The 24,525-nt window shown below is 72.8% G+C and carries 18 protein-coding genes and 1 tRNA gene; 16 read left to right on the forward strand and 3 right to left on the reverse strand.

Features of this window, described 5'->3' with window-relative positions; translation table 11 throughout:
* Positions 1–6: 6 nt before the first annotated feature.
* The 5 genes from I8920_RS03640 to mfd all read left to right on the forward strand — a co-directional run bounded on the left by I8920_RS03640 (position 7) and on the right by mfd (position 8,052).
* Positions 7–936, forward strand: coding sequence for a hypothetical protein (locus tag I8920_RS03640; RefSeq protein WP_198657822.1), 930 nt, complete (start codon positions 7–9; stop codon positions 934–936).
* Between the two features lie 231 nt (positions 937–1,167).
* Positions 1,168–1,797, forward strand: coding sequence for a 50S ribosomal protein L25/general stress protein Ctc (locus I8920_RS03645; protein ID WP_198657823.1), 630 nt, complete (start codon positions 1,168–1,170; stop codon positions 1,795–1,797).
* Positions 1,798–1,841: 44 nt separating this feature from the next.
* Entirely contained in the window at positions 1,842–2,426 is a 585-nt protein-coding gene (pth, locus tag I8920_RS03650) for an aminoacyl-tRNA hydrolase (RefSeq protein ID WP_198657824.1), read from the forward strand.
* 138 nt (positions 2,427–2,564) lie between these two features.
* Complete coding sequence (locus I8920_RS03655) at positions 2,565–4,226, forward strand: SMP-30/gluconolactonase/LRE family protein (protein ID WP_198657825.1); 1,662 nt, start codon at positions 2,565–2,567, stop codon at positions 4,224–4,226.
* A 214-nt stretch (positions 4,227–4,440) separates the two neighbouring features.
* Complete coding sequence (gene mfd / locus I8920_RS03660) at positions 4,441–8,052, forward strand: transcription-repair coupling factor (RefSeq protein WP_198657826.1); 3,612 nt, start codon at positions 4,441–4,443, stop codon at positions 8,050–8,052.
* A 177-nt stretch (positions 8,053–8,229) separates the two neighbouring features.
* Here mfd and nhaA read toward each other — a convergent pair whose 3' ends face one another.
* Positions 8,230–9,408 carry a Na+/H+ antiporter NhaA gene (gene nhaA, locus I8920_RS03665; RefSeq protein ID WP_198657827.1) on the reverse strand — a complete coding sequence of 393 codons (1,179 nt, stop codon included), beginning with the start codon at positions 9,406–9,408 and terminating at the stop codon, positions 8,230–8,232.
* A 91-nt stretch (positions 9,409–9,499) separates the two neighbouring features.
* Here nhaA and I8920_RS03670 point away from each other — a divergent pair, with 91 nt between their 5' ends.
* From I8920_RS03670 to I8920_RS03705, 8 genes are all read left to right on the forward strand, one after another.
* Positions 9,500–10,276 carry a MazG family protein gene (locus I8920_RS03670; RefSeq protein WP_198657828.1) on the forward strand — a complete coding sequence of 259 codons (777 nt, stop codon included), beginning with the start codon at positions 9,500–9,502 and terminating at the stop codon, positions 10,274–10,276.
* 268 nt (positions 10,277–10,544) lie between these two features.
* Positions 10,545–11,789: a histidine--tRNA ligase gene (gene hisS, locus I8920_RS03675; protein WP_198657829.1), complete on the forward strand. Its 1,245-nt coding sequence runs from the start codon at positions 10,545–10,547 to the stop codon at positions 11,787–11,789.
* Between the two features lie 108 nt (positions 11,790–11,897).
* Complete coding sequence (gene eno / locus I8920_RS03680) at positions 11,898–13,181, forward strand: phosphopyruvate hydratase (RefSeq protein WP_198657830.1); 1,284 nt, start codon at positions 11,898–11,900, stop codon at positions 13,179–13,181.
* 341 nt (positions 13,182–13,522) lie between these two features.
* Entirely contained in the window at positions 13,523–14,056 is a 534-nt protein-coding gene (locus I8920_RS03685) for an FtsB family cell division protein (RefSeq protein ID WP_198657831.1), read from the forward strand.
* Positions 14,057–14,110: 54 nt separating this feature from the next.
* Complete coding sequence (locus I8920_RS03690) at positions 14,111–14,659, forward strand: DUF501 domain-containing protein (protein ID WP_071406119.1); 549 nt, start codon at positions 14,111–14,113, stop codon at positions 14,657–14,659.
* A 39-nt stretch (positions 14,660–14,698) separates the two neighbouring features.
* Complete coding sequence (locus tag I8920_RS03695; protein ID WP_198657832.1) at positions 14,699–16,177, forward strand: NAD(P)/FAD-dependent oxidoreductase; 1,479 nt, start codon at positions 14,699–14,701, stop codon at positions 16,175–16,177.
* Positions 16,178–16,248: 71 nt separating this feature from the next.
* Positions 16,249–16,322, forward strand: a tRNA-Leu gene (locus I8920_RS03700).
* An 81-nt stretch (positions 16,323–16,403) separates the two neighbouring features.
* Entirely contained in the window at positions 16,404–17,729 is a 1,326-nt protein-coding gene (locus I8920_RS03705; RefSeq protein WP_198657833.1) for a threonine/serine exporter family protein, read from the forward strand.
* A 122-nt stretch (positions 17,730–17,851) separates the two neighbouring features.
* Here the strand turns inward: I8920_RS03705 and I8920_RS03710 are convergent, their stop codons facing one another.
* Positions 17,852–20,167, reverse strand: a complete 2,316-nt coding sequence (locus tag I8920_RS03710; protein ID WP_198657834.1) for an Ig-like domain-containing protein — start codon at positions 20,165–20,167, stop codon at positions 17,852–17,854.
* 218 nt (positions 20,168–20,385) lie between these two features.
* Here I8920_RS03710 and I8920_RS03715 point away from each other — a divergent pair, with 218 nt between their 5' ends.
* Together I8920_RS03715 and I8920_RS03720 are read left to right on the forward strand one after the other, a co-directional pair.
* Positions 20,386–20,967 (forward strand): LemA family protein, encoded by a 582-nt coding sequence (locus I8920_RS03715; RefSeq protein WP_198657835.1) that lies wholly within the window; start codon positions 20,386–20,388, stop codon positions 20,965–20,967.
* A gap of 19 nt (positions 20,968–20,986) precedes the next feature.
* A complete protein-coding gene (locus I8920_RS03720) occupies positions 20,987–21,877 on the forward strand; it encodes a M48 family metalloprotease (RefSeq protein ID WP_198657836.1) in 891 nt (296 codons plus the stop codon).
* 7 nt (positions 21,878–21,884) lie between these two features.
* On the opposite strand, the gene I8920_RS03725 is transcribed toward I8920_RS03720, so the two are convergent.
* Positions 21,885–23,183, reverse strand: a complete 1,299-nt coding sequence (locus I8920_RS03725) for a winged helix-turn-helix domain-containing protein (RefSeq protein ID WP_198657837.1) — start codon at positions 23,181–23,183, stop codon at positions 21,885–21,887.
* 92 nt (positions 23,184–23,275) lie between these two features.
* Here I8920_RS03725 and I8920_RS03730 point away from each other — a divergent pair, with 92 nt between their 5' ends.
* Positions 23,276–24,520, forward strand: a complete 1,245-nt coding sequence (locus I8920_RS03730) for an AI-2E family transporter (RefSeq protein ID WP_198657838.1) — start codon at positions 23,276–23,278, stop codon at positions 24,518–24,520.
* Positions 24,521–24,525: the final 5 nt, after the last annotated feature.

Here is a 24,525-nt window from a genome sequence, read left to right on the forward strand (position 1 = left end):
GGAGGCGTGGAAGACCTCGGGTTCGCGGACGTCGCCAGGGAGCTGCTGCTCGTCGCGCCCGGGGACTTCGTCGCCGAGCGGACCGCACGCCAGCGGGCGGTCCGGAAGGACGACCGTGCGCTCGCCGCGGCGATCGGGAAGCTCCGGAAGCCCGCGCCCGCCGCGTGGGTGGTCGACCTGCTCGCCCACGACGGTGCGCTCGACGACGCCGTCGACCTCGGGCCGTCGCTCCGGAAGGCCCAGGCCGACGCCGACCCCAACGCGATCCGTGCACTCCGACGGCAGCGCGCCGAGGTGGTCGAGGCGCTGACGCAGGCCGGGGCGGACCTGGCCTCGGACGCCGGGCACACGGTCACGCCGGCGGTGCTCGACCAGGTGCGCTCGACCATCGAGGCGGCGATGGCCGATCCGCACGCCGGAGCGGCCGTCACGTCGGGGCTGCTCGTGGCGCCGCTCGAGAGCGTGGGGTTCGACACGGTCGACCTCGACGGATCGCTCGCCGACCCGGACGCGGTCCCCGACGCCTGGTCCGGCAGTGGTGCGCCGCCCATCCCCATCGCGGAGGCGAGGGGCGCGCGGAAGGCGACCCGCGCCTCCCGGCCCGCGAAGCGCGGTGGACCGGAGCCGGAGCCGGAGCGGGAGTCGGACGCCGATCCCGAACCGACGCGCGACCCCGCCGCCGACCGGAAGGCCGCGCGCCAGGCCGAGACCGCAGCGCGCACGGAGTCCCGAGACGCCGACGCGGCACTCGACGCCGCCGAGGCTGATCTCGAACAGGCGGAGGAGCGCCGCGCGGAGTTCCGGCGTGCCCTCGAGCAGGTCGAAGCCGACATCGCCCGGCTCGAGGCAGCCCGCGACGAGGCCGAGGCCGCGAGCGACCGAGCGCGCGAACTCCTGGCCGCCGCGCAGCAGCACCGCCGCGACCTCGGCCGCTGACGGATCCCGGCCCGGGCGGTGCCGTCGGGTGGGCGACACGCGCGGCCCGTCCTGCTAGACTCGGTCCCTGACTTCGGCGAGGGCTGCGCGCGCGCAGCCGTGATCGACGCGGTGGGATACCCGGCCAGACTCTGGGATCGTTCCTCACGCGTGCACGCGTTCGAGTTGCAACACCACAGACCCCCCACGATGCCGGCATCCCGGCGTCGTCCCCGACGACCAGGAGGCACCATGGCCGACTACACCAAGCTCGCAGCGGAAGTCCGCACCAAGTTCGGCAAGGGCGCTGCGCGCAAGCTCCGCGCTGCCGACAAGATCCCCGCCGTCGTCTACGGCCACGGCACCGAGCCGCAGCACGTGTCCCTGCCGGGTCACGAGACCATGCTGCTCGTCCGTACCGCCAACGCGGTCGTCGACCTCGACATCGAGGGCGCTGCGCAGCTCGCCCTGGTCAAGGACGTCCAGCGTGACCCGGTGCGTCAGATCATCGAGCACATCGACCTCGTGGTCCTGCGCCGCGGCGAGAAGGTCACGGTCGACGTGCCCGTCGTCGTCGAGGGCGAGTCCTTCTCCGGCACGATCCACGTGCAGGACCTCAACACGGTCTCGCTGCTCGTGCTCGCGACCGACATCCCGGAGCACGTCACGGTCGACGTCGAGGGCCTCGAGGACGGCAAGCAGATCACTGCCGCCGACCTGACCCTCCCCGAGGGCGCCGAGCTCGAGACCGACCCCGAGGCGCTCGTCGTGCAGATCGTCACCCCGCGTGGCACCGCCGACGACGACGCTGCGGACGAGGCCTCGGCCGAGGCCGGCGCCGAAGCCGGTGCCGAGGGCGGCTCCGAGCCGGTCTCCGAGTAACACCCCTTCGCGGGCATCTGGTCGACGCTGATGGCGGAGTGCTGATGACGGGCAACACGCTCGTCGTGGTCGGGCTCGGGAACCCCGGGCCCGGCTACGCCGGCAACCGCCACAACGTCGGCCAGATGGTCCTCGACGAACTCGCGTCCCGCATGGGCGCGACGTTCAAGAAGCACAAGACGCCGAACCAGGTCGCCGAGGGGCGCCTGGTGCCCGGCGGCACACGACTCGTGCTCGCGAAGCCCGGGTCGTTCATGAACACCTCGGGTGGGCCGGTCTCGTCGGTGCTCGGGTTCTACAGCGCCACCCCGGCCGACCTCGTCGTCGTGCACGACGAGCTCGACCTGCCGTTCGACACCGTCCGGCTCAAGGGCAGCGGCGGGCACGGCGGCCACAACGGCCTGCGGGACATCATCAAGGCGACGGGCACGAACGAGTTCGTGCGCGTGCGCGTCGGCATCGGTCGGCCGCCCGGTCGCCAGGATCCCGCCGACTACGTGCTGCGTGACTTCGCCGCAGCCGAGAAGAAGACCCTGCCGATCCTGCTGGCCGATGCCGCGGACGCGGTCGAGGCGATCGCCGACGTCGGGCTGCTCGCCGCCCAGCAGCGGGTGCACGCACCGTCCTGACCGGTCCGGCTGCCGCACTGCTCACATCCGCCCTGTCCCATCTCCGCGCTGTCCCCGAACTGGGGGACGGTCCTGTACCCCGTGACGAGTAGGTTCACGTGGGGGCGACGGGCCCCGTGACGACGACCGGGGGCGCGGATGGTGCAGGGCAGGACGATCTCGAGCGGCGTCCGGGCCGCACTGCTGCCGACCGGGGTCTCCGTGGTCGTGGGCGCGTTGGTCGCGATCGGTGTCCTGAACGGGTTCGCCAGCACGGCGGCCGTCGCCGACACCGTCACCTGGACACCGCAGACGGCCGAGACCGCCGCACCGCCGGTGGCCGCCTCCTTCGCCGCACCCAACGACGTCGACCACGACGCCCGGGGACGCCTCGTCGTCGCGGACTTCGCCGCGAACGGTCTGCTGCGACGCGACGCCGACGGTTCCTGGCAGACGATCGCCGTGTTCGGGACGCACGCCACCGCCGTGTGGAACCCCTCCGCGGTCGTCGCCCTGGCCGACGGTCGGTTCGTGGTGGCGGAGGCCGGTCGCCGCACCGTCGGCGTGCTGGACGGCGGGACCTTCACCCGGGTCCCGGCCCCGCCCACCCGCCGATCGGTGTCCGAACTCGCAGTCGACGGCTCGACGGTCTGGGCGAGTGCCCCGGGGAGCGGCGCGCTCTGGACCGCCGACCTGAGCGTGGGCGACTGGACCCGGGTGGACGGGCCGTGGACCGACCCGGGCGGCGTCGCCCTGACCGAGGACGGCCGCGCGCTCGTGGTCAGCGACGCCCAGCAGGACGAGGTGTGGCGACTGGACCGGTCGGACGGCACGGCGACCGCACTGGGGTTCCCCGTCACCGACCGTGTCCGCCTGCTCGGTGTCGCCGTGGACGACGAGGAGTCGGTCTTCGTCGTCGACAACGCCGGCGGCCGGGTGTGGTCTCGCACCGGCGACGGGTGGTCGGTGGCGATCGACGCCGCCCCGGACGGGTCGGCCCTGGCGAACCCCACCGCGGTCTCGGTGGACGCGGGGCAGCGGATGGCGGTCGCGGACTACAACCGGCAGCGGGTCGTCACCGCATCGCGCCTGGTCACCGCGGATCCGTCGTCGAGTGCGCCGGAGGTGGTCCCGCCGACCGGCGTGGACCCGACGCCGACCGTGCCCGCCCCGAGCGGACCGAGCACGACCGAGCCGGCCTCGACCGAGCCGACCCCGACCCCGACCGGGCCGACTCCGACCGAGCCGACCTCGACCGAGCAGGCGCAGGACCCGACCCCGACCCCGACCGAGCCGGCGCCGACCCCGACCGCGCCTGCAACCGACCCGACCCCGGCCCTGCCGACCCCGACCGAGCCGGCGCCCGACCCCACCCCGTCCGGTCCGGCGCCCGACCCCACGCCGGTGACGCCCACCGGGCAACCGGTGACCACGGCCCCGACCCCGCCCGCGACGGAGCCCGCGCCCACGACGACGGCCGCTCCCGCACCGCCCACGACCACGCCGCCGCCGTCCGGCACCCCCTCGGCACCCGCAACGCAGCGCCCGACCACGCCCCGGCCGCCGACGGCCAACGAGGGCGCCGCGACCGCGACTACGACCGCGGTCCCGCCCGCCGCGGCGACGCCCACGGGCTCCGCGACCGCGCCCACCGGCGGCTCCCTCGCCTTCACCGGGGCAGCGGTCACCGGCCCGCTCGTCGCCGCGGCGGTCCTCCTCGGGATCGGCGTCGTGCTCCTCGTCACCCGCGACCGGCGCCCGCGCCACCGCGGTCGAGGCCGCCGTTCCCTGGACGCGACCCGCCACCGTCCCGCCCCCTGACCGGCCCACACCGGGAGCACCAGCCCGCAGCCGACGGGCACGCCCGTCCCGCGCGGTGGTCGCGCCGCCACGACGGACGGGAGGCGCGGTGCCGGCCCGACCCGCGCCTCCCGTCCGCCCCGCGTCACCCGGCGCGACCCGACCCGTGCGATCCGGTGTTCGCCCGCTGCGCACACCGGGCCGTCTGTCGGTCCCCGCCGGTACCATCTGCTGAGTGACGATCTCGGGCATCATCCCTGCGCTCTCGCGCGCCTCCGCCTTCGATCGCGTGCTGCGCGCCGCGCCGCGCGACGCCGACTTCTCCGTGGTGGACGGCCTCCGGGTCCCGCTGCTCGGCGCGCTCGTCGCGGAGCGGAAGGGGCCGCAGTGCGTCCTCGTGATCACGGCGACCGGGCGCGAGGCCGAGGCGGTCCGTGACGCCGTCGGCAGCTACCTGCCGGACGCCGACGTGCTCGAGTTCCCCGCGTGGGAGACCCTGCCGCACGAGCGCCTCAGCCCGAGCGCGCAGACCGTCGGCACCCGGATCGCGACCCTGCGCCGCCTGGGTGCGTGGCAGGCCGCGGCACCCGCCGACCGGCGCACCACCATCGTCGTGGCGAGCGTCCGTGCGGCGCTGCAGCCGATCGCGGGCAACCTCACCGAGCTCGCCCCCGTGGTGCTGCGGACCGACTCGCGGGGCAACGACCTGGCCGGCATCGCGTCCCAGCTGGTCGACCTGGCGTACGCGCGGGTCGACCTCGTCACCCGGCGCGGTGAGTTCGCCGTGCGCGGCGGCATCCTCGACGTCTTCCCGCCGGCCGCCGACCACCCGGTGCGCGTCGACTTCTTCGGCGACGAGATCGAGGCGATCAAGGCCTTCTCCGTCGCCGACCAGCGCACGACGGACGACGACCTCGGCTCGGTCGAGCTCACGGCGTCCCGCGAACTGCTGCTGTCCGACGACGTCCGACAGCGGGCGCGCGAGATGCTGCACGAGTTCCCGAACCTGTCGCAGATGCTCGCGAAGATCGCCGAGGGGATCCCGGTCGAGGGCATGGAGTCCCTCGCACCCGCACTCGTGCAGGACCTCGTCCCCGTCACGAGTTACCTGCCCGACGAGGCCACCATCGCGGTGTTCTCGCCGGAGCGGGTGAACGGGCGAGCCAACAGCCTGGCCGAGACGAACACGGAGTTCCTGCAGGCCGCGTGGAGCGCCGCGGTCGCCGGTGCGCAGGCGCCGATCGACCTCGACGCCGGCAACTTCCTGACCGTCCAGCAGCTCAAGAACACCCGCGGCCAGCGCACCTGGTGGACGGTCTCGCCGTTCGACTCCGGCCTCGACGAGGGCGACGACGACCGCATCCTGACCGACGCCGAGGCCGCGGCCGAGGCGGGGGAGTACATCCGCGTCCGCGCCGAGGCGGTCCCGAGCTTCGCGGGCAGTGCCGACGGCGCCGTGGCGCACGTCAAGGCACTGACCGACGACGGGTGGGCGGTCGTGGTGACCGCACAGGGCCAGGGGCTCGTCGAGCGCGCCGTGCAGGTCCTGGCCGACGCCGGGGTCGCGGCCCGCGCCGAGTCCCTGACCGAGCCCCCTCAGCCGGGCGTCGCGGTCGTCACGACGGCCGCCGTCGAGCACGGGTTCGCCGTGCCCGACCCACGCATCGTGGTGCTCAGCGAGGCCGAGTTCTACGGGCGGAGCGTGCAGCAGGGCGCCCGCACCGTCAAGAAGCTCGCCAGCCGCCGCAAGAACGTCGTCGATCCGCTGCAGCTCAAGCCGGGCGACGTCGTCGTGCACGCGACCCACGGCATCGGCAAGTTCGTCGAGCTCGTCAGCCGGGAGGTCAGCTCCGGCGGCCGCAACGCCGTGAAGACGCAGCGCGAGTACCTCGTCCTCGAGTACGCACCGTCCAAGCGGAACTACCCCGGTGACAAGCTCTTCGTGCCGACCGATCAGCTCGACCAGCTGTCCCGGTACGTCGGCGGCGAGAACCCGACCCTGTCGAAGATGGGCGGGTCGGACTGGTCCGCGGCGAAGTCGAAGGCGCGCAAGGCCGTGCGCGACATCGCGGTCGACCTCGTCAAGCTCTACTCCGCCCGCATGGCGTCGAAGGGGCACGCGTTCGGCCCCGACACCCCGTGGCAGCGTGAGCTGGAGGAGGCGTTCCCGTTCGCCGAGACCGTCGACCAGCTCACCACCATCGACGAGATCAAGCGCGACATGGAGAGCCCGGTCCCGATGGACCGCCTGCTGTCCGGCGACGTCGGCTACGGCAAGACCGAGGTCGCCATCCGCGCGGCGTTCAAGGCCGTGCAGGACGGCAAGCAGGTCGCCGTGCTCGTGCCGACGACGCTGCTCGTCCGCCAGCACATGGAGACGTTCCAGGAGCGCTTCGCCGGGTTCCCCGTGCACCTGCGGGCACTGAGCCGGTTCCAGACCGAGAAGGAGTCGAAGGAGACCGTCGCCGGGCTCGCCGACGGCACGGTCGACATCGTCATCGGCACGCACCGCATCCTGTCGCAGAACGTCCAGTTCAAGGACGTCGGGCTCGTCATCATCGACGAGGAACAGCGGTTCGGCGTCGAGCACAAGGACCAGCTGAAGAAGCTCAAGACGAACGTCGACGTGCTGGCGATGTCGGCGACCCCGATCCCGCGCTCCCTCGAGATGGCGGTCACGGGCATCCGCGAGATGTCCACCCTGGCCACCCCGCCGGAGGACCGCCACCCGATCCTGACGTTCGTCGGCCCGCAGTCCGACCTGCAGGTCGCCGCCGCGATCAAGCGCGAGCTGCTGCGCGAGGGCCAGGTGTTCTACGTGCACAACCGCGTGAAGGACATCCAGTCGGTCGCCGCGCACCTGGCCGAGATCGTGCCGGACGCCCGCATCGCCGTGGCGCACGGGCAGATGGCGGAGAGCACCCTCGAGCAGGTCATGGTCGACTTCTGGGAGCGCCGCTTCGACGTCCTGGTCTCGACGACGATCATCGAGACCGGTCTGGACATCGCGAACGCGAACACGCTCATCATCGACAAGGCGGACAAGTACGGGCTGTCGCAGCTCCACCAGCTGCGCGGTCGTGTCGGCCGTGGGCGGGAGCGCGGGTACGCGTACTTCCTCTACGACTCCGACAAGCCGCTGTCCGAGACCGCGCAGGACCGCCTCGAGACCATCGCCGCCAACAACGAGCTCGGTGCGGGCATGCAGGTCGCGATGAAGGACCTCGAGATCCGCGGGGCGGGCAACCTGCTCGGCGGTGAGCAGTCCGGCCACATCGCCGGCGTCGGGTTCGACCTGTACCTCCGCATGATCGGCGAGGCCGTCTCGCAGTTCCGCGGTGACGTCGCCGAGGGGCAGACCGAACTCCGACTCGAGATCCCCGTCGACGCCCACATCCCCGAGGACTACGTCGAGTCCGAGCGACTCCGGCTCGAGGCGTACCAGAAGCTCTCGGCGGCCTCGGCCCCGACGGCGCAGCCGACCGCGATCGACATGGTGCTCGACGAGCTCACCGACCGCTACGGGCAGCCGCCGCAGGCCGTGCAGACCCTGGTCGAGGTCTCCCGTCTGCGCCGGATGGCCCAGCAGGTCGGGTTGTCCGACGTCGTGGTGATGGGCTCGAACCTGCGTGTCGCGGGCAAGGAGCTCGCCGACTCGGCGCAGGTGCGGCTCGGACGCATGTTCCCGGGCGCCCGGTGGTTCGCGCAGCAGAACGCGACGAGCATCCCGATCCCGCGCCCGCACGACCAGGCGCTCCCGGACGACGCGTTCATCCGGTGGGTGGAGAGCATCCTCACCGCCGTGTACGGCGCGACGACCCCGGCGGAGGCGCCGGCGGTCTCGTAGTCGGCCACGGACGGACGGGAGGCACGGTGCCGGCTGGCACCGTGCCTCCCGTCCGTTGGTGGGGGCGTCCGGGGCCGGTGCGGACTCGGAACGACAGCCCCGTCGTCGTACGACGTCGACACTGTCGCACGCGCCCTCGCGCGGACTCGGAACGACAGCACCGCGCCGCCCGACCCGCTACTCGGTCGCCTCGGCCTCGGACAGTTCGCGGCGGGCGCGGTAGGTCCGGGCCCGCAGGGTGACCACGACCGCGGACGCGACGATGGCGATGCCCGAGCCGACGAGCACGGCGAGCACACCCTCGTCCAGGATCTCCTCGTTGCGGGCGAACGCCAGCTCGTTCATGAGCAGCGACACCGTGAACCCGATGCCGCCGAGCACGCCGACCGTCACGATCGAGAAGAGCGACAGCGACGATCGACCCGGTGAGCGGAACAGGCGGGTGGCGACCACGCCGAACAGCGTGATGCCGACGACCTTGCCGACCGGCAGCGCGACGACGACGGCCCAGAAGGTGGGCGAGAGCTCACTGATGCCGACGGCCGGGATCACCACGGCGGCGGAGGCGAACGCGAACACCGGCAGCACGATCGCGTTCGACCACGGCTCGACGTTCTCGTGCAGCGTGTGCCCAGGGCGGCGCGGCAGGACGAGACCGAGCGCGACACCGGCGATCGTGGCGTGCACACCGGAGTGGTACACGAGCCACCAGGTCACGAGCCCCACCAGGACCATCGCCACGATGATCAGCGTCTGGCCGCTGCGCCCCGGTCGGAGCATCCGGCCGAGCAGCCAGAACACCGCGAGCGTGACGACGGCCCCGGCGAGGGCCAGGAAGTCGGTGTCGTGCGCGAAGACGACCGCGATGATGACGATGGCGATGAGGTCGTCGAGCACGGCCAGGGCGAGCAGGAACACCCGGATGCCGGACGGCAGGCCCCGACCGAACATCGCCAGGACCCCGAGCGCGAACGCGATGTCGGTCGCCGTCGGGATCGGCCACCCGTGCGTGTACGGCGTGCCCGCGGTGACGAGCAGGAAGATGCCGGCCGGGACGAGCACACCGCCGACCGCGGCGATGGCGGGGATGATCGCGGTCTTGGGGTTCGACAGCTCGCCGTCGACGAGCTCCTGCTTCAGCTCGATGGCGACGAGCAGGAAGAAGACCGCGAGCAGACCGTCGCTGATCAAGTGCGCGATCGACAGGTCGAGGCCGAGGGCCCCGAGCGGCAGGTGTGCGTCGAGCAGACGTTCGAGGCCCGGGCCGACGGGGGAGTTCGCCACCACCAGGCCGAGCACGGCGGCGGTGAGGAGCGCGATGGCGCTGAAGCGGGGGGAGCGGACGAGGGACGACATGGATCTCCGTCTCGAGGGGTCGGGTGAGAGTCCGTCGACCAGACTTCCCGACACACCAGCAGCCAGCCTACGCGAGTGCGACGATGGCCGCATGACCGCCGTACCGGACCTCGTGACCGTCGTCGACCGCCTGCTCGCCGAGGACGGCGGGTGCGTCTGGAACCGGGCGCAGACCCACGCGTCGCTCGCGCGGTACGCGGTCGAGGAGTCGTACGAACTCGTCGACGCCATCGACGACGGCGACCCGGACGACGTGCGCGAGGAACTCGGCGACCTGCTCTACCAGGTCGTGCTGCACGCGGGGATCGCCGCGCTGGCCGGCGAGTTCACCCTGGAGGACGTCGCCGCCGGCGTGCGCGACAAGATGACCCGGCGGCACCCCCACGTGTTCGGGAAGGAGACCGCGGACACCGTCGAGGACGTCGTCCGCGTCTGGCGTGCGGCCAAGGCCGCCGAGAAGGCAGGTCGGCGCAGTGCGTTCGACGGCGTGCCGCGGGCGATGCCGCCGCTCGAGCGGGCGGTCAAGCTGCTCGAACGCCTGGAGGAACGGGGCGGCGTCGACGCGGTGGTCGCGTCCGTCGCCGGGGTCGGCCCGGAGGCCCGTGGTGCGTCGATCGCGGAGGCTGCGGTGGGCGCTGCTCCCGTCGGGGACGAGCCGTCGGTGGTGGACGGGCCGTCGGTTGTGGACGGGCCGTCCGCGGTGGGCGGAGCGGTTCTCTCCGAAGGCGCCGGTGCGGTCGACCCGGCGTGGGGGAGTGCGGTCCTGGGCGAGGTCGCGGATGCGGTCCGTCGCGGTGTCGACCCGGTCGCGAGTCTGCGCGCGGCGGTGTCGGCCCTGGAGCAGGCCGGGCGCGCTGCGGAGCGCTGAGGGCTCGCGGACGTTCCCGATCCGGGCAGGGAGAGCGGGCGCCCTCCCAACCCGAAAAAAGGAGGGCGCCCGTGAGCGGGCGTCGGCTCCACCAGGGAGAGGCGCCGACAGGAGACCCGCTCGAACCGCGGGACGCACTGCAGCACGTCGCCCCGCGTTCGGTCCGGAGCGCGGATCAGGCACGTTCCGGACCGAGGTTCTGGATGCAGTATGTCAGTGGCTCGGTGGGAGTGCAAGCCCCGATCCTCGGTCTGCCAGAATTGCCCTCATGGCGACGACCGTGACCGTACCCCGTGGCATGCGCGACTTCCTCCCGGCCGACAAGGCCCGCCGCGAGCACGTGCTCGGTGTCGTGCGCGACGTCTACGCGCGGCACGGTTTCGACGAGATCGAGACCCCTGTCGTCGAGGACGCCGCCCGGCTGCACTCCGGCCTCGGTGGGGACAACGAGAAGCTCGCATTCGCGGTCATGAAGCGAGGGCTCAGCACGGAGGACCTCCGTTCGGCCGAGGCGCCGCTGGACCTCGCCGACCTCGGCCTGCGGTTCGACCTGACCGTGCCGCTCGCCCGCTTCTACGCCTCGCACCGCGCCGAGCTGCCGAGCGTCTTCCGTTCCGTGCAGATCGCACCCGTCTGGCGTGCCGAGCGTCCGCAGAAGGGACGCTACCGCCAGTTCGTGCAGTGCGACATCGACATCCTCGGGGAGCCCGGCCAGCTCGCCGAGATCGAGCTCATCCGTGCGACCACCGCGGCGCTCGACGCCCTCGGCATCGCCGGCACGACGATCCGGATCAACGACCGGCGGATCCTGCTGGCGCTCCTCGCGTCGTGGGGGATCGTCGAGCCGGCCGTCGCAGACCGGGCGCTCATCACGATCGACAAGCTCGACAAGATCGGGCCGGAGGGTGTCGCCGCAGAACTCCGCGCGACGCTGGGCGCGGACCTGCCCGGACTCGAGGACACGATCCGCGCGCTCGAGGCCGCCGACTGGTCCTCGGTCGAGGGCGCGCCGTGGCTCGACGCCGATGCGTTCGCCGACCTCCTGCGCCTGCGCGACGCGCTGCCCGGTGTCGACCTGCGCTTCGACCCGACCCTCGTGCGCGGCATGGGCTACTACACGGGCACGATCTTCGAGGTCGCGCACCCCGACTTCGGGTACAGCCTCGGCGGTGGCGGACGCTACGACGGGATGATCGGCCGGTTCCTGGGACAGGACGTCCCGGCGGTCGGGTTCTCGCTCGGGTTCGAGCGGCTCGTCGACCTCGTGACGCTCCCGGAGTCGGCCGAGTCCGACGCCGTCGTGCTGCTGTACGACAAGGACGTCGACCCGGTCCGGCTCGCCGCGCTGAAGGACGAGGCACTCGCGTCCCACCGTCGGGTCCGCCTCGAACGCCGCACGAAGAACACCAAGAACCTGCTCGCCGGTCTCGCCGCACAGGGCTTCACGGCGTTCGCCTCCGTCGGCGCGGACACCGGATCGCTCGAGGGCGTCGAGTTCCGACCGCTCGACTGACCCGGTCGCCGAGTTCTCCACACACGGCGTCACGGCCGACGTCGTGTTCACCTCGGCTCGCTAGGATCGACACCGCAATCACCACAACCAATGTGTAGGGAGTACCCCGTGGCCCTGATCGATGCCGTAGGCGCACGCGAAGTCCTCGATTCCCGAGGCAACCCGACGGTCGAGGTCGAGGTCCTCCTCGACGACGGCGTCGTGTCCCGCGCGCTCGTCCCGTCCGGTGCCTCCACCGGCGCCTTCGAGGCGTACGAACTCCGCGACGGCGACGCCTCGCGCTACGGCGGCAAGGGCGTGCTCAAGGCCGTCGACGCCGTGCTCGACGAGATCGGCCCGGCGCTCGAGGGCTTCGACGCCTCCGACCAGCGCCTCGTCGACGCCGCGCTCATCGAGCTCGACGGCACCGAGAACAAGTCCCGCCTCGGCGCCAACGCGATCCTCGGCGCCTCGCTCGCCGTCGCCCGCGCCGCTGCCGACTCGGTCGACCTGCCGCTGTTCCGCTACCTCGGCGGCCCGAACGCGCACACGCTGCCCGTCCCGCTGATGAACGTCGTCAACGGTGGCGCCCACGCGGACACCAACGTCGACATCCAGGAGTTCTTCCTCGTGCCCTACGGTGCCGGGTCCTTCTCCGAGGCGCTCCGCTGGGGCGTCGAGACCTACCACGCCCTCAAGGGCGAGCTGAAGAAGCAGGGCCTCGCCACCGGTCTGGGCGACGAGGGCGGCTTCGCCCCGGAGCTCGCGTCGAACCGTGCGGCGCTCGACTTCCTGCTCACCGCCATCGAGAAGGCCGGCTACACCCCGGGCAAGGACATCGCGGTCGGCCTGGACGTCGCGTCGACCGAGTTCTTCTCGGACGGCAAGTACCAGTTCGAGGGCAAGCAGCTGTCGAGCCAGGAGTTCACCGCGTACTTCGCCGACCTCGTCGCGAACTACCCCCTCGTCACCATCGAGGACCCGCTGGCCGAGGACGACTGGGAGGGCTGGTCGCACCTGACCGCCGAGCTCGGCGACAAGGTGCAGATCGTCGGCGACGACCTGTTCGTCACGAACCCGAAGCGCCTGCAGCGTGGCATCGACGAGAAGGCCGCGAACTCGATCCTCGTCAAGGTCAACCAGATCGGCACGCTCACCGAGACGCTCGACGCCGTCTCGCTCGCGCACCGTCACGGCCTGACCTCGATCCTGTCGCACCGCTCCGGCGAGACCGAGGACACCACCATCGCCGACATCGCGGTGGCGGTCGACGGCGGCCAGATCAAGACCGGCGCCCCGGCCCGCTCGGACCGCGTCGCGAAGTACAACCAGCTCCTGCGCATCGAGGAAGAGCTCGGCGACGCGGCGGTCTACGCCGGCCGCTCGGCCTTCCCGCGCGCCGCCGCCCAGTAGGCAGTCCGGGCAGCAGCAGCCGCACCACCGGGACGCCGTCCTCCTCCGGGAGGGCGGCGTCTCGTCGTGTGCGCGCCCCCGAGGGCCGAGCGGTCAGGACGTGCCGCGCTCGCTGCGTCGAGTGGTCACGAGTCGTCGGCTGGCCCGGGCCTGGCCGACGGGACGCGACCACCGGACGTGCACCGGGCGGTGTGTGGTGACCACTCCAGGTGCGGAACGGGAGGGGCGGGCCGGAGCCGTGCCTCCCGACTGCCTCGACGTGACGAGGCGAGACGCTGGGAGGGCACCGAACAGCCGCGTGCCGGGCGGCGCGACCGGCGACGCCGGGTTATCGTCGGGACGTGCCCAGCCAGAAGCCCCGCGTCCGCCGCGTCCCCGTGGCGATGCCCGACGGCAGCACGCACGAGCAGCCCTGGTACCGCTCAATCCACTTCTCGGGCTTCAGCCTGCTCATGCTCGCGATCATCGTGCTGTTCGTGGTCGTGCTCGCGCCGTCGCTCCGGACGCTCATCCAGCAGCAGGAGCAGATCGCCCAGCAGCAGCACGAGGTGGCGAGCCAGAAGGCCGACGTCGCGCAGAAGAAGAAGGACGTCGCGCGCTGGGACGACCCAGCGTACATCGAGGCGCAGGCCCGTGACCGGCTGCTCTACGTGTACCCGGGCGAGGAGAGCTACCTCGTCATGGGTGCCGAGGACGACGCGTCCGAGGCGACCCCGCGGACCGACTCCGGCACCCCCGTGAGCGCGAAGGTGCAGACCCCCAAGGTGGACTGGGTGCAGGCGATGCTGTCGTCGGTGCTCGAGTCGGGACTGACCGAGAAGACGGCCGCGGACCTCGTGGCCCCGGACGTGTCCGGTACGGGCGAGAGCAAGTAGCCGTCCGGCCCGACGGTGCGCCGGGTGCCGCGTCTCCGGTAGGCTCACGTTCCCGTGACGACCCCTCCCTTCGACCCGCCCTCCGACCGCGACGTCCAGGTCGTGTCGGCGCAGCTCGGCCGACCGGCGCGCGACGTCATCGGGATCGCGGCACGCTGCGTCTGTGGCAACCCCACCGTCGTCTCCACGAAGCCCCGACTGTCGAACGGCACCCCGTTCCCGACGTTCTACTACCTGTGCCACCCCGCGGCCACCGCCGCGGTCAGCACCCTCGAGGCGAACCAGGTGATGCCCGAGCTGGCAGCCCTGCTCGAGGACCCCGAGGTCGCCGCGCAGTACCGCGCGGCCCACGAGTCCTACCTGGCCGACCGTGAGTCGATCGAGCACGTCGACGAGATCGACGGCATCAGCGCCGGTGGCATGCCCACCCGCGTGAAGTGCCTGCACGCCCTCGTCGGTCACGCCCTCGCCGCCGGACCCGGCGTCAACCCCATCGGTGACCTCGCGCTCGAGCGCGCGGACTGGTCGCCCTCCCGGTGCGAGTGCCGGGCGTATGATGACGGTGCAGACGCTGGAGTCGGGGCGGGTGGCGGCGAAGTCTGACTCGACTCCGCACACCCCCATCCAAGGAGAACATCCCCCGTGCCCAAGATCCTCGTCGTCGGCGGCGGTTACGCCGGCTTCTACACCGCATGGAAGCTCGAGAAGCACCTTCGCCAGGGCGAAGCCGAGGTCGTCATGGTGGACCCGCTGCCGTACATGACGTACCAGCCGTTCCTGCCCGAGGTCGCCGCCGGTTCGATCGAGCCGCGCCACGCGGTCGTCGCCCACCGTCGCCACCTCAAGCAGACCCGCGTCGTCACGGCGAAGGTCACCGGGGTCGACCACGCCACCAAGACGGCGACGATCACCCCGGCCGAGGGCGAGCCGTGGGTGGAGTCCTACGACCAGATCGTCATGACGGCCGGCGCGGTGTCCCGCACGTTCCCGATCCCGGGTGTCGCGGACGAGGCCATCGGCCTGAAGACCATCGAGGAGGCCGCGGCGATCCGCGACAAGATCCTCACGAACTTCCACAAGGCGGCGAACCTGCCGGCCGGTCCCGAGCGCGACCGCCTGCTCACGGTCGTCGTCGTCGGTGGTGGCTTCGCCGGCATCGAGGTGTTCGCCGAGCTCCGCTCCTTCGTCACCGACCTGCTGAAGAGCCACCCGCAGCTGTCCTTCGACGACACGCACTTCCACCTCGTCGAGGCAATGGGCCGCATCATGCCCGAGGTCTCGCTCGAGACCTCGCACTGGGTGCTCAAGAACCTGGCGGAGCGCGGCGCGACCGTGCACCTCGAGACCCAGCTGGCCTCGGCCGTCGGCGGCGTCTGCGAGCTCAAGACGAGCGACGGCGCGATCGAGACGATCCCGTCCGACCTCATCATCTGGACCGCCGGCGTCATGGCGAACCCGATGGTCAAGGGCACCGACTTCCCGCTCGAGCAGCGCGGCCGCATCCGTGTGCAGCCCGACCTCCGCGTGGTCGACGACAACGGCGTGATCGCCGACGCGTGGGCCTGCGGTGACGTCGCGGCGGTCCCGGACCTGACCGGTGGCGGTGTCGGCGGTTTCTGCGTGCCGAACGCCCAGCACGCGGTGCGTCAGGCGAAGCAGCTCGCGAAGAACCTCGTCGCGACGATCCGCGGCGAGGTGACGACCGACTACAAGCACGAGAACCTCGGCGCCGTCGCGGGCCTCGGTCTCGGCACCGGTGTGTTCCAGTCCGGCAAGTTCGCCATGAAGGGCTTCCTGGCCTGGGGTGCCCACCGCGGCTACCACGGCCTGGCGATGCCGTCGTGGGAGCGCAAGTGGCGCGTCATCGGCGACTGGGTCGGCGGCTTCTTCCTGGGCCGCGACATCGTGTCGCTCGACGACCGCGAGACCCCGCGTGCCGCGTTCGAGGCGTTCGCGTCGCGCCCGAAGCCCGCTGCCGAGGCGCCCGCCGCACCGGCCGCTGCCCAGGCTCCGCAGGAGGGGCAGCCCGCCGGTGCCGCAGGCCCCGCGTACGGCGAGCCCGCGAAGGACGTCTCCAACGAGGCCGAGCCGGTGAAGGCCGAGGCCGACGCCGCGAAGTAGCAACGCGCGTCACGACGGCGGTCGCCCCGACGGGGTGGCCGCCGTCGTGCATCGGTAGGCTGTTGCGGCCCGCCCCCGTGGCCCAATCGGTAGAGGCACGCGACTTAAAATCGCTGAGTTGTGGGTTCGAGTCCCACCGGGGGTACCGCGTGACCCGGCGGGGCGCGAGCCTGTCCGCGGAGCCGCGACTCGGCACCGCACCCCGCGACCACCTACGATCGTCCTCGTGGTCGGACTCGGTAGCGCGCTCGCGAACCTGCAGCACGCCCTGCGTCGGCCCGAGGCCCACGTCGAGGTCGTCGACGGCGAGACCGTGCCCGTCGGCATGCTCCTCGGCACGCTCGGGGCCCTGCTGCTCGACGCCGGGAGCTCCGTCACCGACGTCCGCTCGGCGCTCGAGAAGGCCCGTGACGCCGCCGGGGTGGGGCCCACGCTCGCCATCGGCGTCCTGCCGGCGCTCGTGATGGTGAGCGAGGTGGCGACGGGCGCGGCCACCATCGTCAACGCCGAGGGCGTGGAGCTCTCGTCACGGCAGGCCGCGCGGGCGAACCGTGTCGTGCTCGGCCTGGAGAGCGGCTCGATCGCCCTCGCCGAGATCCCCGCCCGTGTGCGCGCCATCCGTGCCGGCACGATCCCACCCCCCGCGCTGCCGTGGATCCTCGGCAACGCCCTGACCTCCGCCGGCCTCGCGGTCGTCTTCCGCTGCCCGTGGTGGGCGATCCTCGTCGCCCTCGCCGTGGGTGCGGTCGTCGGCGTCATCGGCCTGGTGCTCCGCCGGTTCCGCGAGGCCGTCGCGATCATCCCGTTCCTGGCCGCGTTCGTGTCGACCACCGTCGTCGGACTCGTCGCCGCGGGCACCGGCTTCGACCAGGTCCCCCTGTTCGCCGTGTGCGCGCCGGTCGCGGTGTTCGTCCCGGGAGCGCTCATCACCAACGCCCTGCTCGAGCTCACGGCGGCCGACATCGTCACCGGGGCCTCGCGGTTGGTGCAGGGGCTCATCATGCTCGGCTTCATGGCGGCCGGCATCGCCTCGGGCAGTGCGCTGACCGGGCTGCACGTCGACCCGTCGTCGGCGGCGCTCGTCGGCGAGGTCGCCGGCGTCGGGACGTCCCTGGACGGCTGGGAGGCCGTCCCCTCGTACTGGGTCTCGTGGGTGGCCGTGGTGGTCCTGGCCGTCGGACTCGGTCTGGTGTTCCGGTCGGGCTGGCGACTGACGCTCGTGTCGGTCGCGGTCATGGTGACGGCCTACGCGCTGGTGAGCGGGACGACGCCCGTGTGGGGCAGCGTCGTGGCGACCGGCGCGACGGCGGCGCTGCTGTTCGTCGGGACTCGGCTGCTCGAGCGGCTCGCGCCGGCGATCCCGGCGACGGTGTCGTTCTTCCCGGCGTTCCTGCTGCTCGTGCCGGGGACGGTCGGGTTGGTCGCGGTGGCGACGTTCGACGCGCAGGCCCTCGCGACCCCGCTCGCGACCTTCGTCAGCCTGTGCATCGGCACGAAGATCGGCGGGCTCCTGCCCGGGCTCTTCGCGCGCAACGCGCCGCACCGCCCGTAGCGGCGGGAGCACAGGGCGGCGGACCGGAGGCGCGAGGCGGGGCCGGCACGGGCCTCCCGTCCGACGGCACGCGCTGATCCGGGTCCGCAGCCCAGGCGGACGGCCGGGAGGCGCGGTGCGGCTCAACCGCGCGCGGTGCGTCCCGTGGTGCGCGCCCAGACCACGGCCGCGACCGCGGCCGCCACGCAGGCTGCGGCGAGGCCGCCGAGCAGTGCCGGCGGGGCGTGGGTGCCGGTCGAGCCCGAGTAGACGGCGGCGGTCACCGTGACCGCCAGCACGGCGAGGGCGACGTACCGGCCGCGGGAGGCGGCCAGGAGCGCACTGCCGGCGGACCCGGCGAGCGGCAGGAGGGTCGCGACCACGACCCCGATCCCGCCGATGCACAGCGTGGTGGCGAACTCCGACGCGAGTGCCGCCCAGAAGCCGCCGGGGGTGCCGGTGCTGTGCAGCGCCCAGCCGGCCGTGGCGAGCCCGAGGAGCGCGACGACGCGCCAGGTCGCGGTCCGCGCGCTGGCGGCGATGCCCGAGCCGAGGCGGAGTGCCCCGGTGCCCAGGTCGGGGCGCCCCGACGGCACGAGCACGACGCCGACGACCAGCGCGGGGGAGAGGTCGGCGGCCCGGGTCAGCCCGCACGCCGCGACGGCGGCGAGCACCAGCCACGGTGAGACCCGGAAGCCCACGCTGCGGTGGTCGGGGCCGGCGGACCAGCGCGTCGCGAGCACGACGGCCGCGGTGAGCACCGCGGTGCCGAGCAGGACGGCGATCGCGAGGCGGACGTAGCGCGCCTCGAGTTCGACGCCGACACCGAGCAGGGTGCAGAGCGTGGCGACGACCACGGCCGTCCCGATCGACACCCACGTCGGCAGGACGTCGCCGCGGGTGCGGTCCGAGCGGGTCCGGTTCCGGCCGAGCAACCCGGCGAGCGGGGAGCGGAGACGGCCACGTGCCACGGCGGCGACGAGGGCGAGCGGTGCGGCGATCAGCAACAGGAACCCGGCTGCCACGGCCGTGGCGACCAGGATCGTCCGCCACGAGAACGCCGCCCGGATGGACGGGACGGTGCCGTCGTACGAGGTCGCGGCGGTCCAGTCGCCGGCGGGCCCGGACCAGTCGGGGCGACCGTCGGCACCGCGTGCGCCGGCCGCACCGTCGTGGCCGCCGTCCGTGCCACCGGCCGGGGCAGCGCTGCCGGTCCCGTCGTCGCCGGTCGCACCGGTGGTGTCGTCACTGCCCGGCCGGCTGCCGGATCCGTCGGCGGGCGAGGGTGCGCTGCCGGTGCTCCCCGGTGCGCCGGGGGTGCCGGCGCTCGGCGAGCCCGGCGTCGCCCCGCCCGTGCCGCCGGGCTCGGTGGTCGGTGCGGCCGTCGTCGCGAACACCACGATCCGGACGGGCGCCGACGACCGCGAGTAGTTGTGCGCCGCGTCGTGCTGCGTCGCGGTGAGCCGGTGCACGCCAGCGCGCATCGTCGACCCGGTCGTCGCGCACGACCACCCGCCGTCGGCACTGACCGTCGCCCCGCAGACGGGCGCGCGGTCCACGTACACGGTGACGCCGGCACCGGGTTCGCCGGTGCCCCGGACGGTCGTGGTCCGTGCACCCACCCGCTGCCCGTCCTGCGGCGACGTGATGTCGGGTGCGTCCGGAGCGGTGCGGTCGACGGTCAGGGTGACCGGCGCGGACGCGGCGCTGCGCAGGTCGGACCGGAACCCGCGAGCGGTGCTGGCGGTCTGCGAGGCGGTCGCGGTGACCGTGCCGTCCGCCCGCACCGGGAGTGCGGCGACCCACCGGCCGTCGGCACCGACCGGCGCGTCCTGCTGCGCCGACGAGCCGGACACCGACAGGGTCACGGTCGCCCCGGGGAACCCGGTGCCGGACACCGTGCCACCCGTGGGCCGACCGCCGGCGATGGTCGGGGGCACGATGACGTCCGCCGCGGGCGCGTCCACTCCCGACGCCGTCGGGACGGTCAGGTCGCGCACGGTGAACACCTGCTGGGGGCCCGAACGGACCGAGCCCAGGCAGGCCCACCGTCCGTCCGGACCGACCGCGGCGGTGCACCCGCTGGTTCCGCCCCCGGCCGGTCCGGTCACGCGGACGCTGTGGCCAGGCACCGCCGTGCCGTGGAAGCGGGTGGTCCCGGTCGTCACGTCGCCCGGGTCAGCGATGGTGAGGCGCACGGCGGGCGACGGTGTCGGGGGTGGGGTCGGGGCGCCCGGGCGTCCGACGCTCGGCGGCGCACCGTCGTTCGGCGCGGGGCTCTCGGTCGCGGTCGGCCCAGCGGCGACGGCAGGGGCGGCGGTGGCGGGGGCGGCGATCGTGCTCAGCAGTGCCGCGGCGAGGAGGGTCGCGGCCGTGGCGAGCACGGCGATCCGGGCACGACGACGAGGGCCGTCGCCCCCGACGGCCCCTTCGTCCACGTGCTCCCCGCGCGTCCTCACCGGGTCCATCCCACGGGATCGACGGCGTCCGGTCAACACTCCCCGCGGATGATGACCACGATCGGCCGGCAGTCCGAGCGCCCGGTGTGCGTGACTCGGGAATCGCCCGTGAACACTGCTCATGGAACAGAGCGCGGTCGGCGCATCGATAGACTTCCCGATGGCCGATCAGGCCGTCGCAGCACCGCGGATCCCGACGCGCAAAGGAGTACGCCCTCATGGACACCGGACTCGTCACGACGCTCATCGTCGTCGGAGTGGTGGTGGTCGTCCTGGTGATCATCGGGATCTACCTCTGGGTGACGTACAACGCCCTGGTCACGCTCAAGGTCCGCGTCGACGAGGCGTGGAGCGACATCTCCGTCCAGCTGAAGCGTCGCGCCGACCTCATCCCGACCATCGTCGACACGGTCAAGGGGTACGCCACCCACGAGAAGGCCGTCTTCGACGACGTCACGAAGGCCCGGTCCGAGACCCTGACGGCCGGTGACGCCGGATCGGCCTCCGCCGCCGAGGGGCACATGCAGAAGGCGTTGAAGAGCGTCTTCGCGGTGGCCGAGGGGTACCCGCAGCTGCAGTCGAGCCAGAACTTCCTGCAGCTGCAGTCGGAGCTCGTCGACACCGAGGACAAGATCCAGGCCTCCCGCCGGTTCTACAACGGCGGGGTGCGCGAGCTGAACACGAAGATCCGGGTCTTCCCGAACTCCGCGTTCGCGAAGAACCGCGGGTTCACCGAGGCCACCTTCTTCGAGACGGCCGAACCGGCAGCGATCGCCGAACCGCCGCGCGTCCAGTTCTGATCCCAGCGTCGGGGCCGACGTGTACAGCGCCATCGCGCGGAACAAGCGGAACACCGTGCTCATCGTGCTGGTGTTCCTGCTGATCATCGGCGCGCTCGGGTTCCTGGGCGGCTACCTGGCCGGCAACGTGTCGATCGGGGTCATCGCGCTCGTGGTCGCACTCGGGTACGCGGTGCTGCAGTACTTCTCCGCCGCACGGCAGGCGACCGCGATCGCCGGCGGCGTCGAGATCGACCGGGTCTCGGAGCCACGACTCTGGCGCACGGTCGAGAACCTCGCCATCTCGACGGGCATGCCGATGCCCCGCGTGTTCGTCATCCCGGACCCGTCGCCGAACGCCTTCGCGACCGGGCGCGACCCCGAGCACGCGGTCGTCGCGGCGACGACCGGTCTGCTCGAGCTGATGGACGACCAGGAGCTGCAGGGCGTCATGGCGCACGAGCTCGGCCACGTCCGGAACTACGACATCCGGGTCTCGACGATGGTCTTCGGCCTGGTCGTCGCCGTCGGGCTCATCGCCGACGTGCTCCTGCGCATCTCGTTCTTCGGGGGTCGAGGTCGGGGGTCCGACAACGGCGGCGGCGCGAACCCGGTGCTGCTCGTCGCCGGCATCGTGGCGGTCCTGGTCGCACCGATCGCCGCGGCCGGGGTGCAGGCCGCCGTGTCGCGGCAGCGCGAGTACCTGGCCGACGCGACGGGCGCGATGACGACCCGGTACCCCGAGGGGCTGGCGCGTGCGCTCGAGAAGCTCGGGGCGCACGGCCGACCGATGCAGACGCAGAACTCGTCGATGGCGCACCTGTGGATCGCCGACCCGATGCGGCCCGGCGTGATGGACCGGCTGTTCTCGACGCACCCGCCGCTGCCCGACCGGATCGCGCGGCTGCGGGCGTCCGCCGAGCGGTTCTGACCCAGGGTCAGTCCCCGAGGGCCGCGGTGTCGGCACCGGCGTCGGGCGCCGGTGCGTCCGCCACGGGTGCCGGGGCGTCCGCGTCGTCGGCCGACCGGTGGGGCACCAGGCTGACGCCGAGTGCCCCCGCGACGTCCGCCGCCGCGGTGCCGCGGTCGGTCACCTCGACCGCGCCGAGCCCCTGCCAGGCCGCCGTGCGCCGCAGGGTCTCGGCCAGCCGTTCGGCGTCCAGGCGTTCACCGGGCTCCTGCCACGCGGTCCGGACCCGGAGCACCCCGCGCTGCCGATCGCTCTTCAGGTCGATGCGCCCGACCAGCCGGTCGTCCTGCAGCACCGGCAGCACGTAGTACCCGAACACCCGCTTCGGTGCCGGTGTGTAGATCTCGATCCGGTAGTGGAAGCCGTACATCCGCTCGGCCCGGCGCCGGAACCACACGACCGGGTCGAACGGACTGAGCACGGCGTCGGCGCCGACCCGTCGCGGCACCCGGGCGTCCGCGTGCATCCACGCCTGCTCGCGCCAGCCCTCGACCCGGACCGGCAGCAGGACGCCGGCGTCGGTGAGGTCGGCGAGGGCGGCCGCGGTGTCGTCGGAGCGCAGCCGGTAGTAGTCGGCGACGTCGGCGCGCGTGCCGACGCCGAGCGCACGCGTCGCCCGCTGCACGAGGTCGCGCACGGCCGTCCGTCGGTCCGGTGCGGCGTCCAGGAACCCGGCGGGCAGGACCTGCTCGGGCAGGGCGTAGACCCGCTCGAAGCCCGATCGCCCGGCGCTCACGACCTCGCCCCAGCGGAACATCTGCTCGAGCCCGAGCTTCACGTCGCTCCAGCCCCACCACGGCCCCCGGCGGACGTTCGACTCGTGCTCGACGGCGCTGGCGGGCATCGGTCCCTCGGCACGGAGCAGGGCCTGCAGTTCGCGACGCACGGTGGCGGTCCGGGTGACCCCGTCGATCCGTGTCGGTCCGGCGTCGCGCTCCCGCAGGGCGTCCATCCGCCAGCGGAACAGCCGCAGGTCGTCCCGGGGCACGATCGCGGCCTCGTGCGCCCAGTACTCGGTGTACGGGCCCGAGCGGCGGAACGTCAGGCGGTCCAGCGTCGAGCGGTCGTAGGCGCCGAGCCGGGCGAAGAGCGGCAGGTAGTGGCTGCGCTCGAACACGTTGACGGAATCGATCTGCAGCAGCCCGAGCCGGCCGATCGTGGCGTTCAGCGCCCGCGTCGAGACGGTGTCCGCCAGCGGTCGACCGAAGCCCTGCGCGGCGAGTGCGACCCGGCGTGCCTCGGCGGCGGAGAGCGTCGTCCTGACCATGCCGCGACGCTACCGACCCCCGCCGACACGGGCGTCCACGGACACATGCCGCGTCCGGCACCTGCCGCAGGGCGCGTCGCTACACTCGGCCCATGGCCTGGGGCAAGAAGACACAACCGGAACCCGTCGTCGACGCGGCGGTGCCCGAGGGCATGCGGATCGCGGGAGCGTGGTCGTGGCGGATCCTCGTGGTGGTCGGGGTCGTCGCGGTGGTCATCTACCTCGTCACGCTGTTCAGCGAGATCCTCATCCCGTTCCTCATCGGCATCGTGGTGGCCGCGCTCCTCGTGCCGCTGTCGAACTGGATGCAGCGCCACCACGTGCCGAAGTGGCTCGCCGTCATCGTGAGCCTGGTCGGCGGGCTCGCTGCCGTCAGTGCGCTCATCTGGCTCGTCGTCGACCAGATCGCGGCCGCCTACCCCTCGCTCCGTGACCGCACGCTGTCGCAGTACGACACCATCCGCGACTTCGTGCTGAACTCCGGCCTGGGCATCAGCCAGCGCGACCTCAACTCCTACCTCGACCAGGCGACGGACTGGCTGCAGAGCAACTCCGGGTCGATCCTGTCCGGGGTGGCGAGTGCCGGGTCGTCGCTGACGCACATCCTCACCGGCCTGTTCATCGTCATCTTCACGGTCATCTTCCTGCTCATCGACGGCAAGAACGTCTGGCGCTGGGCGGTGCGGCTGTTCCCGAAGAACGCCCGCAGCGCCATCGACGGCGCCGGTGTCGCCGGGTGGACGACCCTGACGAGCTTCATCCGGGTGCAGATCTTCGTGGCCTTCGTCGACGCGGTCGGCATCGGGCTCGGGGCGTTCATCCTGCAGCTGCCGCTCGTGGTGCCGATCGCCGTGTTCGTGTTCCTCGGGTCCTTCATCCCGGTCGTCGGCGCGATCGTCACCGGCTTCCTCGCCGTGTTCGTGGCACTCGTCTTCAACGGCTGGGTCGCCGCGGTGTGGATGCTCCTGGTGATCCTCATCGTGCAGCAGGTCGAGGGACACATCCTGCAGCCGCTGGTGATGGGCAGCGCGGTCAAGGTGCACCCCCTCGCCGTCGTCCTCGGCGTCACCGCGGCGTCGGGGCTCGCGGGCATCGCCGGCGCCTTCTTCGCGGTGCCGCTCATCGCGACCGTGAACTCGATGGTGACGACGATCGCGAGCGGTCGCTGGAAGACGATGGACTCCGACCACGTGCGCGAGGCCCGGCAGGAAGCCCACGACGCCAACGTCGCGTCGAAGCGCCGCCGTCGGGTGATGAAGCTGCGTCGTCGTCGGGGTGACGTGCCGCCGCCCGGTGTCGACGAGCAGCCCACGGCCGTGAAGGGGACGGCGGGCTGAGCGAC

Source organism: Curtobacterium sp. YC1 (assembly GCF_016267665.1).
Classification (GTDB): domain Bacteria; phylum Actinomycetota; class Actinomycetes; order Actinomycetales; family Microbacteriaceae; genus Curtobacterium.

Excerpts from the sequence above, each read along its gene's own strand:
- I8920_RS03715 (WP_198657835.1), top strand. The coding sequence starts at position 20,386 with ATGGACACCGGACTCGTCACGACGCTCATCGTCGTCGGAGTGGTGGTG.
- I8920_RS03645 (WP_198657823.1), top strand. The coding sequence starts at position 1,168 with ATGGCCGACTACACCAAGCTCGCAGCGGAAGTCCGCACCAAGTTCGGC.
- hisS (WP_198657829.1), top strand. The coding sequence starts at position 10,545 with ATGGCGACGACCGTGACCGTACCCCGTGGCATGCGCGACTTCCTCCCG.
- I8920_RS03670 (WP_198657828.1), top strand. The coding sequence starts at position 9,500 with ATGACCGCCGTACCGGACCTCGTGACCGTCGTCGACCGCCTGCTCGCC.
- nhaA (WP_198657827.1), bottom strand. The coding sequence starts at position 9,408 with ATGTCGTCCCTCGTCCGCTCCCCCCGCTTCAGCGCCATCGCGCTCCTC.
- pth (WP_198657824.1), top strand. The coding sequence starts at position 1,842 with ATGACGGGCAACACGCTCGTCGTGGTCGGGCTCGGGAACCCCGGGCCC.
- I8920_RS03725 (WP_198657837.1), bottom strand. The coding sequence starts at position 23,183 with ATGGTCAGGACGACGCTCTCCGCCGCCGAGGCACGCCGGGTCGCACTC.
- I8920_RS03730 (WP_198657838.1), top strand. The coding sequence starts at position 23,276 with ATGGCCTGGGGCAAGAAGACACAACCGGAACCCGTCGTCGACGCGGCG.
- I8920_RS03655 (WP_198657825.1), top strand. The coding sequence starts at position 2,565 with ATGGTGCAGGGCAGGACGATCTCGAGCGGCGTCCGGGCCGCACTGCTG.